Genomic DNA, 17,471 nt, shown 5'->3' on the forward strand with positions numbered 1-17,471 from the left:
GCCTGGCGGCTTTAGCGCGGTGGTCCCACCTGACCCCATGCCGAACTCAGAAGTGAAACGCCGTAGCGCCGATGGTAGTGTGGGGTCTCCCCATGTGAGAGTAGGGAACTGCCAGGCATCAAACAAGTGAAGAGGCCATCCGAAAGGATGGCCTTTTTGCGTTTCTGCGCTGCACAAACAGATCCCCCAACGCCCTGCTTATACGGTAAACTACCTGCGTTTTTGCATCAGGATAGCGTCTATGAACCACTCCCTTAAGCCCTGGAATACCTTTGGCATTCAACGCAATGCTAATCAAATTGTACGTGCCGATACTGCACAGCAACTGCTGGATGCATGGCAAAGCGCAACAGAAAATAACGAACCCGTACTGATTTTGGGCGAAGGAAGTAATGTCCTGTTTCTCGACGATTTTGCGGGAACGGTGATTATTAACCGCATCATGGGAATTGATGTGGAAGAGCATGCCGATAGCTGGCATCTGCACGTGGGTGCCGGAGAAAACTGGCATCACCTGGTGCAATTTACCCTCGCAAAAGAGATTCCGGGTCTGGAAAACCTTGCGCTTATTCCAGGCTGCGCCGGCTCGTCACCCATTCAAAACATCGGCGCCTACGGCATCGAACTGAAGCACGTCTGTGACTATGTCGACTGCATCGAACTGGCGACCGGAACGGCCACGCGTTTAACGGCAGAACAGTGCCGTTTTGGCTATCGTGACAGTATCTTCAAGCATGAATATCAGGATCGCTACGTGATTGTCGCCGTGGGCCTGCGTCTGTCTAAGAACTGGCAGCCCGTATTGACCTACGGGGATTTAACGCGTCTCGATCCGGCTACCGTTACCGCCCGCGACGTTTTTGACTCGGTTTGCCATATGCGGATGACCAAGCTTCCCGATCCCAAACTTAACGGAAATGCAGGAAGCTTCTTCAAAAACCCGGTGATCGGCGGCGAAAATGCCCGACGTTTTCTGGAGGAGTGGCCAACCGCGCCACATTACCCTCAGGCGGATGGCAGCGTGAAGCTGGCAGCAGGATGGCTTATCGATCAATGCCAGCTAAAAGGCACTTCAGTCGGCGGGGCAGCCGTTCACCGACAGCAGGCTCTGGTGCTGATTAACCAGCGCGATGCAACCAGCGACGATGTGGTACAGCTGGCTCATTATGTTCGTCAGCGTGTGGGCGAAAAATTTAACGTCTGGCTGGAGCCAGAAGTCCGCTTCATTGGTCGCACAGGTGAAGTCAACGCCGTGGAGACTATCGCATGAAGGACAATACGGTCCCGTTAACCCTGATTGGTATCCTGGCGGATGGTGAATTCCATTCCGGCGAGCAGCTGGGTGAACAGCTTGGCATGAGCCGCGCCGCCATTAATAAACATATCCAGACGCTTCGCGACTGGGGGGTTGATGTGTTCACGGTTCCTGGAAAAGGGTACAGCCTGCCGGAGCCGATACAATTATTGAATGAAGACACGATCCGCAGCCAGATTGGATACGGTAATGTGGCGGTGCTGCCGGTGATTGATTCGACGAACCAGTATCTGCTGGATCGTCTGCCTGAGCTGAAATCCGGCGATGCCTGCGTTGCTGAGTATCAGCAGGCCGGTCGCGGCCGTCGTGGCCGCAAGTGGTTTTCCCCCTTTGGTGCCAACCTCTATCTGTCTATGTACTGGCGACTCGATCAGGGCCCGGCCGCTGCCATTGGCCTGAGTCTGGTCATCGGTATCGTTATGGCGGAGGTGCTTCACGATCTGGGGGCGGATCAAGTGCGTGTTAAATGGCCTAACGATCTGTACCTCAACGATCGTAAACTTGCCGGCATTCTGGTCGAACTGACGGGCAAAACGGGCGATGCGGCGCAAATCGTCATTGGCGCGGGCCTCAATATGGTGATGCGCAATGTCCAGAATGATGTGGTGAATCAGGCCTGGACTAACCTCCAGGAGGCGGGGATCGTCATCGATCGTAACACCCTTGCCGTACGTATGATTAAAGAGCTGCGCAGCTCGCTCACGCTTTTTGAGCAGGAAGGGCTGGCACCGTTCCTGTCTCGTTGGGAAAAACTGGATAACTTCATCAACCGCCCGGTGAAATTGCTGATTGGGGATAAAGAAATCTACGGCATTTCCCGCGGTATTGACGCTCAGGGCGCGCTGCTCCTGGAGCAAGATGGTGTGATCAAACCCTGGATGGGCGGTGAGATTTCCCTGCGGAGTGCCGAATAACCGGATGGAGTGAATGATGCGAAAAACCGTCTGCGCGACGCTGGCCGTCATGATGAGCGTGTTGTTCTCACCCCTCTCTCAGGCGGGTCAGGCCTGGGAGAGTTATAAGGCACGCTTTTTCAAACCGGAAGGCCGCATTGTCGATACCGGCAATGGCGGCGTGTCGCATACGGAAGGTCAGGGATTTGCCATGCTGATGGCAGTGGCCAACGACGATAAGGCCACGTTCGATAAGCTCTGGCAATGGACAAACCGTGAGCTGAAGAACAAAGAGAACGGTCTGTTTTACTGGCGCTATAACCCCGCAGAGTCCAACCCGGTCGCTGACAAAAACAATGCCGCCGATGGCGATGTGCTGATTGCCTGGGCGCTGCTTAAAGCCGATGCCCGCTGGCACGAAAAACGCTACGGTGCCGCATCGGATGCCATTACAAAAGCGCTGGTTGCCCATAGCGTCATCCGCTATGCGGGTTACCGCGTGATGCTGCCCGGCGTCCAGGGATTTAAGCTTGACGGTGAAGCGATCCTTAACCCTTCCTACTTCGTGTTTCCGGCCTGGCAGGCCTTCGCCGGACGCAGTCATTTACCGGTCTGGCGCGATTTGATTAAGGACGGGAAGCGCCTGCTGGGAAAAATGGGCTCGGGTAAAGCGGATCTGCCCGCTGACTGGGTCTCGCTGGCATCAGATGGCAAGCTGGAACCTGCCAAAAGCTGGCCGCCGCGGATGAGCTATGACGCGATTCGTATTCCGCTGTATCTTGCCTGGTCTGATAAGCAAAGCCCGCTGCTGGCGCCGTGGAAAGCCTGGTTTGGGCAATTCCCCCGGGAACAAACGCCCGCCTGGGTTAACGTCATGACCAACGAATATGCGCCCTACATGATGGAAGGCGGCCTGTTGGCTGTACGCGATTTAACGATGGGACAGTCTTCCGGAGAACCCGAAATCACCTCTAAAGACGACTACTATTCGGCAAGTCTGAAAATGCTGGTGTGGATTTCGGCGCAATAACAACGCACTGACTATCCCCTCTCCCTAATGGGGAGAGGGTTAGGGGTAAATCAGTTACTGCGGATACGGTACCCAATCCCCGCCGTTCAGGCGAACGTACGGTTTGTTCTGATACTGAATGACGACCGCGTTGGCGTTCTCAGAGACTTCTGCCGTTTGCGGCAGGTTGCTGGTGAGCTGATCCCAGTTCACGCTATCTTCCACAAACAGCTTCCCGTCAACGGCACGGGCAACCAGTTCAGAGATCGCCAGATAGCTGGTCGGCTGGGTGATTTCAATCGGTGCGCCCTGATGGGGTGCTTTCATACCAAAGAATTTAATGCCAGCAGGCACGTTGGTGATGGACGGGCTTGGGATATCACGCAGACCCGACACCTGCATTCTGTCGCCTTTCAGCGCGCCGCCGTGCTCAGGTACCACAACCACCATCACTTTACGGCCTGATTTTTCCAGCTCCGTGAAGAACGCGTCCAGCTCGTCGAAGAACTTCTGCGCACGCACTTTATAATCTGCCGTTTTGCTCACGCCCGGGAAATGGTTACCGTCGTGGAGCGGCAGGGTGTTAAAGAAGGTCGCACTGCGCGGATTACTGTCTTTCTCGATGGTCTGAAGCCAGCGCTGCAGCACGGCGGTATCGTCATAAACCGGCGAGCCGTCGAAGCCCAGCAGAGTAACGGGAAGACCAGTTTGATCCATCAACGGTGCCTGCATACCACCCTGTTCACGCACCTCTTTCAGGACGTTACCGAACTGGCCGTTATGTCCCAGCATCAGATGCTGCGTAAAGCCCAGTTTGGCGAGGTTATCAAACAGATAACACTGATTGCCGGCAGGCTGATACAGATTCTTATGCGATGCCTGACCGCAGCTTGCACGCAGCAGGCGGATTGCTGCCGGGCCGCTGTACGAGGTGGCAGAGTTAAAATCTTTAAACTGAATGTCGAAATGCGACCACAGCGGATGGGACATCAAACCGGCTGCATCCACGTCGGCCCATGAGAGAGAGCAGATGTTGATCACCAGCAATTCAAACGGCTGAGCATCCGCCGGCAGCGCGTCCGGGAATTTGGTCTGTCGCTTGTCTTCCGCAGTGTAGAAGCTGGAGAGCCAGGCGTTCAGATTTGTGGAGGTCGGCGGTGCGGTCTGGGTTGGGATATCGCCCACTACAGGCGTATCGCCAGCCGTGGTAACGGTTGCTGCTGCGCTTCCCCCTGTGGTGGTCACCGTGGTGGTCGGTTGACCAGCAGGCCACAGCGAAAAGCCCGGACCAGCCAGCGTCAGCACGTTCAGCCAGATCATAATCGCGACGACAAACACCGTGATACGGATCCACTGTGACAGGAACAGCCAGGCTACCAGCAGCACAAATACCGCGCCAATCATCTGCCAGTTAATAAACCGCTCGGTCAGATCGAGAACATAGCTGGCGCTAAAGCCCGCCACCTGCGACCCCTGGCTCATAATGCTATCCGGCCCCGGTAGCCAGGTATCATGCCAGAACAGCGCAAAGCCGACAGGGATGGCTATCCAGTGACGCAAGCGATGCAGCCTGATATTCGGCAGGGGCATCAGCAGGAAGGCCATAAACACCAGGTTGAGAAGGGGATGGAAATTCAGATAGCCTGCCCACAGCAGACCAAACTTCACGAGAAAGTAGAAGTTCCAGCCGGAAAGGCCGCGCCAGTATTGCCAGAGCGGCGAGGGTGACGAAGCGGTATAGGTAGAATTAGTCATGTTTTCGGTCTGCCTTGACGTGTGATGCCCGTGTCAGTGTTCCGGCTGGTTTTACATAGCGAGGTTTTATAAACAGCACTCTGGCCGTATCACGGATACGACGTATGGAATGGCGTGCATAGTAGCCAAGCGGGAAAAAAATCAGCGCACAGAATATAACCAGTTGGATGATATCGCTGATATTCATGATGGTGCGTTCTCCGCGTTGTCCGTTAATAAGCGAAGGGGCTCCGGAACCCGGCGCCAGATATGGCCATCATGTCTGGCATTGAGGATCGGTTTCGCATCGCTCTTAATTGCGAGCGGTTTAGCCCATTGTTCAGGCTGGAGCGCACGCATCTGTACCAGCTCCGCGCTGATCGTATTATCTTCGAACCAAATCATACGGTTCGAGAAAATATCCCCGGTAGGCAGGGGGAAGATATGGTTTAGCGCCGTATCGAGATCGTTGACCCGGCAGAAGGACAAAAACAGTACCAGGCGATTGTCGCCAATGGTCATGATATCTCCCGTACGGTTGGGGCGACACAAGGTGAGCGCCTGTTCAACGCGGATACCCGGTACAGGACGCAGGGCAACCATAACCCCTTTTCCGTCTGCAGGAAGAAGCGTATTGCTCATCATGTTGCCGACGGCGTCGCAGAAGGTATCCCATTTTTGATATCCACGCAGCTTCATCGGCTGCGTCATAGAGAGCAGCGTGGAAATGTCTTCCGGTACATGGCGGCTAAACTGCTGGCCCTGAACGCTTTCGATCAGCGTCAGGCAGCGTGACAGCGGCGCATTCCACGGAATAACCATATTTGCCCCGCAGCCAAGAAGCAGGCGCTCATCGGTGGCGCGCAGGCTGGTATTGTTTTCGCGCACGATGATTTTTAACGCGCTTCCGCGCTGGCGGCGCAGGGTGTGGATTTGCCTTGCCAGCGTCTCAATCTGGTTATTCTGCATCAATGAGAAAATTAGGGTCGCCGCCTGGGTTGTGCGGGCTTCGTGGAAAAGGTCTTCGTTAGATTCAAACAGCGACCAGTTTTCCGACAGGGCCGGTGCTCCCTCTAAAACCGCGATATGGCTCAGGATACGTTTTTCATCACTGCGCGGTTGCACCACGGTTTCTTCCTGCTGTGCCAGGTGCCACTTACCCTCGATATGTTTCAGCGTAAGTTGTTGTCTGGCGCTCACACCTTTTTCATTACACCAGAATGCAATATCGTAGAGATAGCTGCCCACCTGGTCACGAACGCTTGCCAGACCGAACAGAGAACGATATTCACCCATTAAAAGTGAGAACAACTTGTCATTATTACTGCCGGGATTGACTATCAGTAGCGTGCAATTTTGAAATTTTGCCCATTTATTGATTTTTTCCAGCCAGGGCAGCAGTTTTTCAGCAGGGATATTTTGCAGGACGTTATTTGCACATTTAAGAATCACTAAATAGTGATCCGGATCAATAGTGCACTGAACGTCGCGGGACAAAAAGTATAGACTATCGGCTTCCGATGTCATGGAAAATAATCGCACCGTCTGAGGGCCGCGATCGTTTTCCAGCGTGATAATTTTCTGCGGATCTTCGCCCATGCTAATGACAGCCACGCGGGAATCCTTATCCTGGGCAGCAATTGTCTGGTTTACCAGACTGATAGCATCTTCATTACGGTCCGTATTAATCCACCAGACTCCTCCGACTGGCATGTGGCTCAATTCGTCCCATAATGACTGGATGCCAATAGAAAATATGGAGTCCACGGTGTCCCTCTTTTCGTCTAATTTATCTGTATCTCAGTTTACTAGCGAAAGCGTAGAAATAAACCTAACATTGAAATTAAAGAACATCAGATTTAGCATGTAAATGAAATTTCATAGGGCAGGATGCCTCGCTACTTCTGAACTGGCGATTTTACGCAAAGGGATGGAAAAAGAATGGATAATAACGAACCCGGAACCCCAGTCGACTCGACCCTGGGTTACACATTCCAAAACGATTTTCTGGCGCTGACGCAGGCCTTTTCTTTACCTGAAATAGATTACACCGATATTTCCCAGCGGGAACAGTTGGCTGCGGCTATTAAACGCTGGCCGTTATTAGCTGAATTCGCCCATCAACAATAAGGGAGCCATTGATGGCCATACTCGGATTACAGGGTGTCCGTGGGGGTGTGGGTACCACATCTGTTACCGCGGCGCTGGCGTGGTCATTACAGCTTTTAGGTGAATCGGTGCTGGTTATTGACGCCTGCGCCGATAATTTGCTGCGTATGTCGTTTAACGTCGACTTTACTCGCGAAGAGGGCTGGGCCCGCGCGCTGCTTGACGATAAAGACTGGCAGGATGCAGGTATGCGCTATACCTCCCTTCTTGACCTGCTGCCGTTTGGTCAACTGACCACTACGGAACGCGAGAATGAAGCCGCGTACCAGCGCCTGTTTTCACAATTCACGCTGGCACTGCAGAGCCTGAGGGAAAAGGGGCACTACAAGTGGATCTTGCTGGATCTGCCGCACGGTGCCGGCACGCTGACACGACAGCTTATTGCCCAGTGCGATCATGTCCTCTCGATCGTTAACGTCGATGCGAACTGCCATATCCGCCTGCACCAGCAGGGACTGCCTCAAAATGGCCATATCCTGATTAACGATTTGCGCATTGGCAGCCAGATCCAGGACGATCTCTATCAGGTCTGGCTGCAAAGCCAGCGCCGCCTGCTTCCGATTGTCATCCATCGTGATGAGGGAATGGCGGAATGCCTTGCGTCTAAGCAACCGCTCGGTGAATACCGCAGCGATTCACTGGCGGCAGAAGAGATCCTGACGCTGGCTAACTGGTGTCTGCTGAACTTCGCCAACAGGGCGGAGCATGCAGGGAGTGCTGTATGAGTCGTCTCGCCAGCTGGTTACTCATCCCACCGGTCAGTTCGCGTTTGAGCGAACATTACCGGCATTTTCGCCGTCACGGTGCGTCGGCATTTAGCGCCGCGCTCGGCTGTTTCTGGATGATTCTGGCCTGGATGTTTATACCGCTTGAACACCCGCGCTGGCAGCGCATACGTGCACGGCACAGCGAGCTATATCCGCACATTAATCCTGACCGGCCGCGTCCACTGGATCCGGCGCGCTATCTCATTCAGGCCATCTGGCTGGTGGCAACCTCCTCCCGCGCGGAGACAAAAACGCCGCACTGGCGGAGCTTCTCCCGCGTGCAGCAGTTACGTGAACGCTACCATCAGTGGCTGGACAGACTGCCCGACAGCGTGAGCGATAAGACCAGCCATCTGGATAACCATAAAGAGCTCGGGCATCTCCACCCGGGCTTGCGGCGTTTTATCCTCGGCGTAATCGTCGTGTTCTCGCTCATTCTGGCGCTGGTCTGCATTACGCAGCCTTTCAACCCTCTGGCGCAGTTCACTTTCCTGATCCTGCTGTGGGGCGTGGCGCTGCTGGTGCGCCGAATTCCGGGTCGCTTCTCGGCGCTGATGCTGATCGTGTTGTCGCTGACCGTCTCCTGCCGCTACATCTGGTGGCGTTATACCTCGACGCTGAACTGGGACGACCCGGTGAGTCTGGTGTGCGGCCTGGTGCTGCTGTTTGCTGAAACCTATGCCTGGATTGTGCTGGTGCTGGGCTATTTCCAGGTGATTTGGCCGCTCAACCGCCAGCCGGTTCCGCTGCCAAAGGACACGACCCAGTGGCCAACCGTCGATCTCTTCGTGCCGACCTACAACGAAGACCTGAGCGTGGTGAAAAACACGATTTATGCTGCGCTGGGCATCGACTGGCCGAAAGACAAGCTCAAGGTCTGGATCCTGGATGACGGCAACCGCCCGGCGTTCCGCCAGTTCGCGGAGGAGGTCGGCGTCGAATACATCGCCCGTCCGACGCACGAACACGCTAAGGCGGGGAACATCAACAACGCGTTGAAGTATGCCACCGGGGAGTTTGTTTCGATTTTTGACTGCGACCACGTGCCGACGCGCTCGTTCCTGCAGATGACCATGGGCTGGTTCCTGAAGGAGAAAGAGCTGGCGATGATGCAGACGCCGCACCACTTCTTCTCGCCGGACCCGTTTGAACGTAACCTTGGCCGCTTCCGCAAAACTCCGAACGAAGGCACGCTGTTCTATGGCCTGGTACAGGACGGAAACGACATGTGGGACGCCACCTTCTTCTGCGGCTCATGCGCGGTTATCCGCCGTAAACCGCTGGATGAAATTGGCGGTATCGCCGTCGAAACGGTCACTGAAGATGCGCACACCTCACTGCGCCTGCACCGTCGTGGCTATACCTCTGCCTATATGCGTATCCCGCAGGCGGCCGGTCTGGCAACCGAGTCACTGTCGGCGCACATTGGTCAGCGTATTCGCTGGGCGCGCGGCATGGTGCAGATCTTCCGTCTTGATAACCCCCTGATCGGGAAAGGACTCAAGCTGGCGCAACGTCTTTGCTACGTCAATGCCATGTTCCACTTCTTGTCCGGCATTCCGCGGCTGATCTTCCTGACCGCGCCGCTGGCGTTCCTGCTTCTTCACGCTTATATCATCTACGCTCCCGCGCTGATGATTGCGCTGTTCGTTCTGCCGCACATGATCCACGCGAGCCTGACGAACTCGAAGATTCAGGGGAAATACCGCCACTCCTTCTGGAGTGAAATCTACGAAACGGTGCTGGCCTGGTACATCGCGCCGCCGACGATGGTGGCGCTGATTAACCCGCACAAAGGTAAATTCAACGTCACCGCGAAGGGCGGGCTGGTGGAGGAGGAGTACGTCGACTGGGTGATCTCCCGGCCGTATATCTTCCTGGTGCTGCTGAATATCGTGGGCGTCATTGCGGGTATCTGGCGCTACTTCTACGGCCCGGAAAACGAAATCCTGACCGTCTTCGTGAGTATGGCGTGGGTCTTCTACAACCTGATTATCCTCGGCGGCGCGGTGGCGGTGTCGGTGGAGAGCAAACAGGTTCGTCGCGCGCATCGCGTGGAAATCTGCATGCCAGCGGCGATCGCCCGTGAAGATGGCCATCTCTTCTCCTGTACCGTGCACGACTTCTCTGACGGCGGTCTGGGGATCAAAATCAACGGCCAGGCGAAGGTGCTGGAAGGGCAAAAAGTTAACCTGCTGCTTAAGCGCGGCCAACAGGAGTATGTCTTCCCGACGCAGGTCGTTCGCGTGGTGGGCAATGAAGTCGGCCTGCAGCTGATGCCGTTGACCAAAAAGCAACATATCGATTTTGTGCAGTGTACGTTTGCCCGCGCGGATACGTGGGCTCTCTGGCAGGACAGCTTCCCGGAGGATAAGCCTCTGGAAAGCCTGCTGGATATTCTGAAGCTGGGGTTCCGTGGCTATCGTCACCTTGCAGAATTTGCCCCGTCGTCGGTGAAATTAATTTTCCGGTCACTTACTTCGCTGGTTTCCTGGGTCGTGTCGTTCATTCCTCGTCGTCCTGAGCGGGATGAGGCGAAGCAGGCGGACCCGGTTATGGCTCAACAATGATGATAACGCGATGAAAACAAAACTTTCCTGGTTATGTGCAGTGGCAATGGGGATGAATGCGATCCCCGCAACAATGGCTAACGCAGCCCCGGGTAACGCAGCGGCAACGCCTGCGCCAACCGTACCTGTCGTCGCGCAAGCAACCGATCCGGTTGTCACCGCGGCACCGGGTCAAACTGAAAACATCATGCCGAACCAGCCAACGGAGGGGAACACCCTGCCGGGAGACGGCCAGGTCATCGGGCAGGTGATGCCGGGCGTCCGGGGGGCCAATGCGCCCGTCGTTGCGGACAATGCGCCGTCGCGTGACGTGAAGCTGACCTTCGCGCAAATTGCGCCGCCTCCGGGCAGCATGGTGCTGCGCGGCATCAACCCTAACGGCGGCATTGAATTTGGCATGCGCAGCGACGAGGTCGTCTCTAATGCGGTGCTGAATCTCGAATACACGCCGTCGCCATCACTGCTGCCGACCCAGTCTCAGCTGAAGGTCTATCTGAATGACGAGCTGATGGACGTTCTGCCGGTCACGAAAGAGCAGCTCGGCAAGAAAACGCAGGCGCAGGTGCCGATCAACCCGCTGTTTATCACCGACTTTAACCGTATCCGCCTGGAGTTTGTCGGCCACTACCGCGATGTCTGCGAAAACCCGGCCAGCAACACGCTGTGGATGGACGTCGGGCGTAACTCCTCGCTGCAGATGACCTACCAGTCGCTGGCGCTGAAAAACGATCTCTCGGCCTTCCCGGTTCCGTTCTTCGATCCGCGTGATAACCGTCCGCTCACGCTGCCGATGGTATTTGCCTCGTCCCCGGACGTGACCGAGCAGCTGGCGGCGACCATTGTGGCCTCCTGGTTTGGTTCACGTGCGGGCTGGCGCGGCCAGAGCTTCCCGGCGATGTATGACAAACTGCCGGACAGAAATGCCATTGTGTTTGCCACCAATGCGAAACGTCCGGCCTTCCTGCGCGATCATCCGGACGTCAACGCGCCGACCGTTGAGATGATAAGCCACCCGGAAAACCCGTACGTGAAGCTGCTGGTGGTCTTTGGTCGTGATGATAAAGATCTGGTTCAGGCAGCAAAAGCCATTGCCCAGGGCAACGTCCTTTTCCGCGGCAACAGCGTCGTGATAGATGAGGTCAAACCGCTGCTGGCGCGTAAACCTTATGATGCGCCAAACTGGGTACGTACCGACCGTGCGGTCACCTTTGGCGAGCTGAAAACCTATGAAGAACAGCTGCAGGCGACGGGGCTTGAGCCAGCGCCGATTAGCCTGTCGCTGAATCTGCCGCCGGATCTGTACCTGCTGCGTACCAACGGCATTGATATCAATCTGAACTACCGCTATACCGCGCCAGCCACTAAAGACAGCTCGCGCATGGATATCAGCCTGAACAACCAGTTCCTGCAATCCTTCAGCCTGCAAAGCACGCAGGATACGAACCGCCTGATGCTTCGCCTGCCGGTGCTGCAGGGGCTGCTGGACGGTAAAACGGATGTTTCTATTCCGGCACTGAAGCTGGGTGCGATAAACCAGCTGCGCTTTGATTTCCAGTACATGAACCCAATGCCTGGCGGCTCGGCGGAAAACTGCATCACCTTCCAGCCGGTGCAGAACCACGTGGTGATTGGCGATGAGTCGACCATCGACTTCTCGAAGTACTATCACTTCCTGGCGATGCCGGACCTGCGCGCCTTTGCTAACGCGGGCTTCCCGTTCAGCCGTATGGCCGATCTCTCTGAGTCCATTGTGGTAATGCCAAAAGCGCCAAACGAAGGTCAGGTTACGACCCTGCTCGACACCATGGCGACCGTTGGAGGACAAACAGGATTACCGGCCATTAACGTCACGTTAACGGACGATGGCAGCCAGATTCAGAACAAAGATGCTGACATCATGGTGATCGGGACCATCCCGGATAAGCTGAAGGATGACAAACGTATCGATCTGCTGGTGAAAGCGGCCCAGTCCTGGGTTAATACGCCGCTGCGACAGACCGAGTTCCCGAGCATTATGCCGGATGTGAACGATCGTCAGGCCAGCGCGCAGACGACGGTAACGTCTCAGGGGGCGATGGCCGCGGTGGTGGGCTTCCAGTCGCCTTACAACGAACAGCGCAGCGTGGTGGCTCTCCTCGCGGACAGCCCGCGCGGGTATGAACTGCTCAATACGGCCATGAACGACAGCGGTAAACGTGCCGCGATGTTTGGTTCCGTGTCGGTGATCCGTGAGTCCGGCGTCAATAGCCTGCGCGTGGGGGATGTGTACTACGTGGGCCATCTGCCGTGGTTCGAACGCCTGTGGTATGCGCTGGCTAACCATCCGGTTCTGCTCGCTATCCTGGCTGCGGTCAGCGTGGTCTTGCTGGCATGGGTGCTGTGGCGTCTGCTGCGAATCATCAGCCGTCGTCGTCTGAACCCGGATGAGTAAGATGTGATGAAAGCCTTTCGCTGGTGTGTATTAGCAGCGGTGATGCTGGCGGCGCTTCCTCTTCGCGCCGCCTGTACCTGGCCTGCCTGGGAGCAGTTTAAAAAGGACTACATCAGTGAAGGCGGGCGCGTCATTGATCCCAGTGACACGCGCAAAATTACGACCTCGGAAGGGCAAAGCTACGCCCTGTTCTTTGCCCTGGCGGCGAACGATCGCAAAGCCTTTGACCTGCTGCTGACGTGGACGCGCGATAATCTCGCCAGCGGCGATCTCAACGCCCATCTGCCTGCCTGGCTATGGGGTCAGAAAGATAAAGACGCCTGGGCGGTGATTGATAACAACTCCGCCTCAGATGCCGATGTCTGGATCGCCTGGTCACTGCTCGAAGCGGGTCGGCTGTGGAAAGATCGGGACTATACCCGCACGGGTAAGGCGCTGCTGAAACGCATTGTCAGCGAGGAAGTGGTCAACGTCCCGGGGCTCGGCGCAATGCTGCTTCCTGGTAAAGTCGGTTTTGCCGATGAGAACGCCTGGCGTTTTAACCCCAGCTATCTTCCTCCGCAGCTAGCGGCTTATTTCACGCGCTTTGGTTCCCCGTGGACCCAGCTTCGTGAAACTAACCTGCGCCTGCTGCTGGAGAGTGCGCCGAAAGGTTTTTCGCCGGACTGGGTGCAGTATCAGAAAAACAAAGGCTGGCGGTTACAGCAGGAGAAAGCGCTGGTGGGCGGCTACGACGCCATCCGCGTGTATCTCTGGGTGGGCATGATGAGTGATAAAGATCCTCAGAAAGCCCGGCTCCTGACGCGCTTCCAGCCGATGGCGGCAAAGACCATGAAACGGGGTGTGCCGCCGGAGAAAGTGGATGTGGCGACGGGGAAACGTACCGGTGACGGCCCGGTCGGTTTCTCTGCCGCTATGCTGCCGTTTTTACAACAACGTGATGCCCAGGCGGTTCAGCGCCAGCGCGTTGCAGACCATTTTCCCGATAACAATGCCTATTACAGCTATGTGCTGACGCTTTTTGGGCAAGGATGGGATCAGCATCGTTTTCGCTTCACCGCAAAAGGTGAATTAATACCGGATTGGGGCCAGGAATGCGCAAGTTCACAGTAAATCTACTCAGTTTATCGCTTGGCCTGGCGCTTATGCCGTGGGCACAGGCCGCCAACTCTCCGCAGCAGAAACAGCTGCTGGAGCAGGTCAGGCTGGGCGAATCGACACAGCGTGAGGATTTGGTTCGTCAGTCGCTCTATCGCCTTGAGCTGATTGACCCCAACAACCCTGACGTCATTGCCGCCCGCTTTCGCTACCTGCTGCGTCAGGGCGATAACGCCGGCGCGCAAAAAGAGCTGGATCGTCTGAAAGGGATCGCCCCGGATTCGAGCGCTTACCAGTCCTCACGCAACACCATGCTGCTTTCTACTCCGGATGGCCGACAGCAGCTCCAGCAGGCGCGACTGCTCGCCACTACGGGGCACACGCAGGAAGCGATTGCCGCCTATGACAAGCTGTTTGACGGCAACCCGCCGGGTGGCGACGTGGCGACGGAATACTGGAACGTCGTGGCGAAAGATCCAGCTCGCCGCGGGGCGGCCATTAACCAGCTGAAAAAAATTAACAGCAGCAGCCCCGGGAATACGCAGCTGCAGACAACGCTGGCCCAGCTTCTGTTCCAGAGCGGACGACGTGATGAAGGCTTTGCGGTATTGCAGGAGATGGCCAAATCCACCAATGGCCGCAGCCAGGCGTCTGATATGTGGTATGACCAAATCAAAGACCAGCCTGCCAGCAGCGCCAGCGTCAGCGCGCTGCAAAAATATCTGAGCGTATTCAGCGACGGGGATAGCGTCGCTGCGGCGCGTGCCCAGCTTGAAGCGCAGCAAAAACAGCTCGCCGATCCGGCGTTCCGCGCGAAAGCGGAAGGGCTCGCGGCGGTGGACGCCGGGCAGGGCAGTAAGGCGGTGGCCGAACTGCAAAAAGCCGTCAGCGCCAACCATGCCGACAGTGAAGCGGTGGGTGCCCTGGGGCAGGCGTATTCCCAGAAGGGCGACCGTGCCCGCGCGGTAGCGCAGTTTGAAAAGGCGATTGCCCTCGATCCGCAGAGCGATAATCGGGGTAAGTGGGATAGTCTTCTGAAGGTTAACCGCTACTGGCTGCTGATCCAGCAGGGCGATGCGGCGCTGAAGGCGAATAACCCGGCGCAGGCAGAGCGTTACTATCAGCAGGCGCGTAACATCGACAATACCGACAGCTACGCGGTGCTGGGGCTGGGCGACGCCGCCGCGGCGCGTAAAGATAACGACGCGGCGGAGCGTTATTACCGTCAGGCGCTGCGAATGGACAGCGGCAACAGCAACGCGGTTCGCGGCCTGGCCAATATTTACCGCGCGCAGTCCCCGGAGAAAGCCTCGCAGTTTATCCAGTCGCTTTCCGCCAGCCAGCGTCGGAGCATTGATGATATCGAGCGTAGTCTGACCAACGAGCAGCTCTCTGCCCAGGCCGAACAGCTGGGAAAATCAGGGGAAATACGCCCAGGCAGCAGAAATCCAGCGTCGTCGTCTGGCGCTCTCTCCCGGCGACGTGTGGATAACCTATCGTCTTTCGCGCGATCTCTACAGCGCGGGTCAGCGCAGCCAGGCGGACACCCTGATGCGTCAGCTTGCCCACCAGAAACCGTCCGACCCGGATCAGGTCTATGCCAGCGGGCTCTACCTTTCCGGAAACGATCAGGACCGTGCCGCGCTGGCGCATCTGGACACGCTGCCGCGCAGCCAGTGGAACAGCAATATTCAGGAACTTGCCGACCGCCTGCAAAGCAATCAGGTGCTGGAAACCGCCAACCGCCTGCGGGACAGCGGTAAAGAGCAGGAGGCGGAGAATCTTCTTCGCCAGCAGCCAACCTCCACCCGCATCGACCTGACGCTGGCGGACTGGGCACAGCAGCGTGGCGATCTGAACTCCGCGAAAACGACGTACAACGCCGTCCTGCAGCGTGAGCCGCAGAACGAAGACGCGATCCTCGGCCTGACCGAGATTTACAGCGCCCAGGGTAACAAAGATGCCGCGCGCGCGGAGCTGGCGAAGCTGCCCGCCGCGCAGAACGGCCAGCCGCTGTCGCTCAATATGCAGCGCCGCATCGCGATGGCGCAGGCGGGGCTGGGTGATTCCGCCGCGGCAGAACAGACCTTCAGTAAAATCATCCCGCAGGCTAAATCGCAGCCCGGATCCATGGAAAACGCGCTGGTGCTGCGTGATGCCGCGCGTTTCCAGGCGCAGAACGGGCAGCCTCAGCAGGCGCTGGAAACCTATAAAGATGCGATGGTATCGACGGGTATCACCACGACGCGTCCGGCTGATAACGACAGTTTCACCCGTCTGACGCGTAACGATGAAAAAGACGACTGGCTGAAGCGCGGCGTGCGCAGTGATGCCGGTGAGTTGTACCGCCAGCAGGATGTTAACGTCACGCTGCAGCACGATTACTGGGGCTCCAGCGGCACGGGCGGCTATTCCGATCTGAAAGCGCATACCACCATGCTGCAGGTGGATGCGCCGCTCTCTGACGGGCGCATGTTCTTCAGAAGCGATCTGGTCAATATGGACGTCGGATCATTCGATACCAGGAACGGGACTTACGACCCTAAATGGGGAACCTGCTACGAAACGCCGTGTAGCGGTAACACCCATCAGTCAGACAATGGCGCAAGCGTCGCTGTCGGCTGGCAGAATAAAACCTGGGCGATGGATATTGGCACCACGCCGATGGGCTTTGACGTCGTCGACGTGGTGGGCGGCATCAGCTACAGCAGCGATCTGGGGCCCATCGGCTATACCGTTAACGCCCATCGTCGGCCAATCTCCAGCTCTCTGCTGGCCTTCGGCGGGCAAAAAGACACCAACACCGGCACCACCTGGGGCGGCGTACGCGCGACCGGTGGCGGCGTGAGCATCAGCTATGACAAAGGGGAAGCGAACGGCGTCTGGTCAAGCCTGAACGCGGAAACGCTGACGGGTAAAAATGTGGAGGATAACTGGCGCGTCCGCTGGATGACGGGTTACTACTACAAGCTCATTAATAAAAACAATGAGCGCCTGACGGTCGGCGTCTCCAACATGCTCTGGCACTACGACAAAGACCTGAGCGGTTATACCCTGGGTCAGGGCGGCTATTACAGCCCGCAGGAGTATGTCTCCTTCGCCTTGCCGGTGACCTGGCGTAAGCGCACGGAAAACTGGTCCTGGGAGCTGGGGGGCTCGGTCTCCTGGTCTCACTCCAAAACCAAAGACGAACTGCGCTACCCGATCCAGAATCTGATCCCGACCGATGAGCCAGACCGCTATACCGACCGGGGCGCGATGGAAACCGGCAGCAGCTCCTCAGGCACGGGTTATACCGCGCGGGCCATTATTGAGCGCCGGGTTACGTCCAACTGGTTTGTTGGCATGGGCGTGGACATTCAGGAAGCGAAAGACTATACCCCAAGCCATGCGCTGATCTATGTGCGCTACTCTGCTGCAGGCTGGCAGGGCGATATGGACTTACCGCCGCAACCGCTCATCCCTTACGCGGACTGGTAATCGGA

At 56.9% G+C, this 17,471-nt stretch carries 11 protein-coding genes, 1 rRNA gene and 1 pseudogene; 10 read left to right on the forward strand and 3 right to left on the reverse strand.

Annotated features, from left to right (window positions below):
* The first annotated feature begins 1 nt into the window (after position 1).
* From rrf to LLF79_RS19045, 4 genes are all read left to right on the forward strand, one after another.
* Positions 2 to 117 (forward strand): 5S ribosomal RNA (gene rrf / locus LLF79_RS19030).
* Positions 118 to 241: 124 nt separating this feature from the next.
* On the forward strand, positions 242 to 1,270 hold the full coding sequence (murB, locus tag LLF79_RS19035; protein WP_032664780.1) for a UDP-N-acetylmuramate dehydrogenase: 1,029 nt from the start codon (positions 242 to 244) through the stop codon (positions 1,268 to 1,270).
* Positions 1,267 to 2,229 (forward strand): bifunctional biotin--[acetyl-CoA-carboxylase] ligase/biotin operon repressor BirA, encoded by a 963-nt coding sequence (gene birA / locus LLF79_RS19040; protein WP_032664779.1) that lies wholly within the window; start codon positions 1,267 to 1,269, stop codon positions 2,227 to 2,229. Before murB ends, birA begins: the two co-directional genes overlap by 4 nt.
* 16 nt (positions 2,230 to 2,245) lie before the next feature.
* Positions 2,246 to 3,238 carry a glycosyl hydrolase family 8 gene (locus LLF79_RS19045; RefSeq protein WP_063452697.1) on the forward strand — a complete coding sequence of 331 codons (993 nt, stop codon included), beginning with the start codon at positions 2,246 to 2,248 and terminating at the stop codon, positions 3,236 to 3,238.
* Positions 3,239 to 3,292: 54 nt separating this feature from the next.
* Here the strand turns inward: LLF79_RS19045 and bcsG are convergent, their stop codons facing one another.
* From bcsG to bcsE, 3 genes are read right to left on the reverse strand one after another with little or no spacing between them, the layout of a single operon-like run.
* Positions 3,293 to 4,972 (reverse strand): cellulose biosynthesis protein BcsG, encoded by a 1,680-nt coding sequence (gene bcsG / locus LLF79_RS19050; protein WP_227880172.1) that lies wholly within the window; start codon positions 4,970 to 4,972, stop codon positions 3,293 to 3,295.
* Positions 4,965 to 5,162 (reverse strand): cellulose biosynthesis protein BcsF, encoded by a 198-nt coding sequence (gene bcsF, locus LLF79_RS19055; RefSeq protein WP_024908822.1) that lies wholly within the window; start codon positions 5,160 to 5,162, stop codon positions 4,965 to 4,967. Before bcsF ends, bcsG begins: the two co-directional genes overlap by 8 nt.
* Positions 5,156 to 6,718, reverse strand: a complete 1,563-nt coding sequence (bcsE, locus tag LLF79_RS19060; RefSeq protein WP_045353335.1) for a cellulose biosynthesis c-di-GMP-binding protein BcsE — start codon at positions 6,716 to 6,718, stop codon at positions 5,156 to 5,158. The genes bcsF and bcsE overlap by 7 nt, the downstream gene beginning before the upstream one ends.
* A gap of 174 nt (positions 6,719 to 6,892) precedes the next feature.
* Between bcsE and bcsR the strand changes: the two genes are divergently transcribed.
* The 6 genes and pseudogenes from bcsR (at position 6,893) to bcsC (ending at position 17,466) form a co-directional block, all read left to right on the forward strand.
* The gene (bcsR, locus tag LLF79_RS19065; protein ID WP_008503237.1) at positions 6,893 to 7,081 is read left to right on the forward strand and encodes a cellulose biosynthesis protein BcsR; all 189 of its coding nucleotides are present in this window, start codon (positions 6,893 to 6,895) and stop codon (positions 7,079 to 7,081) included.
* A gap of 11 nt (positions 7,082 to 7,092) precedes the next feature.
* A complete protein-coding gene (gene bcsQ, locus LLF79_RS19070) occupies positions 7,093 to 7,845 on the forward strand; it encodes a cellulose biosynthesis protein BcsQ (protein WP_008503236.1) in 753 nt (250 codons plus the stop codon).
* A complete protein-coding gene (gene bcsA / locus LLF79_RS19075) occupies positions 7,842 to 10,457 on the forward strand; it encodes a UDP-forming cellulose synthase catalytic subunit (protein WP_021242136.1) in 2,616 nt (871 codons plus the stop codon). Before bcsQ ends, bcsA begins: the two co-directional genes overlap by 4 nt.
* 10 nt (positions 10,458 to 10,467) lie before the next feature.
* Complete coding sequence (gene bcsB, locus LLF79_RS19080; protein ID WP_227880174.1) at positions 10,468 to 12,888, forward strand: cellulose biosynthesis cyclic di-GMP-binding regulatory protein BcsB; 2,421 nt, start codon at positions 10,468 to 10,470, stop codon at positions 12,886 to 12,888.
* 6 nt (positions 12,889 to 12,894) lie between these two features.
* Positions 12,895 to 14,001: a cellulose synthase complex periplasmic endoglucanase BcsZ gene (gene bcsZ / locus LLF79_RS19085; protein ID WP_159125899.1), complete on the forward strand. Its 1,107-nt coding sequence runs from the start codon at positions 12,895 to 12,897 to the stop codon at positions 13,999 to 14,001.
* Positions 13,983 to 17,466 (forward strand): annotated as a pseudogene (gene bcsC, locus LLF79_RS19090) (cellulose synthase complex outer membrane protein BcsC). Before bcsZ ends, bcsC begins: the two are co-directional and overlap by 19 nt.
* Positions 17,467 to 17,471 lie beyond the last annotated feature (5 nt).

Origin of the sequence: Enterobacter cloacae complex sp. 2021EL-01169 (genome assembly GCF_020733125.1) — a bacterium.
Taxonomy (GTDB): Bacteria; Pseudomonadota; Gammaproteobacteria; order Enterobacterales; family Enterobacteriaceae; genus Enterobacter; species Enterobacter roggenkampii.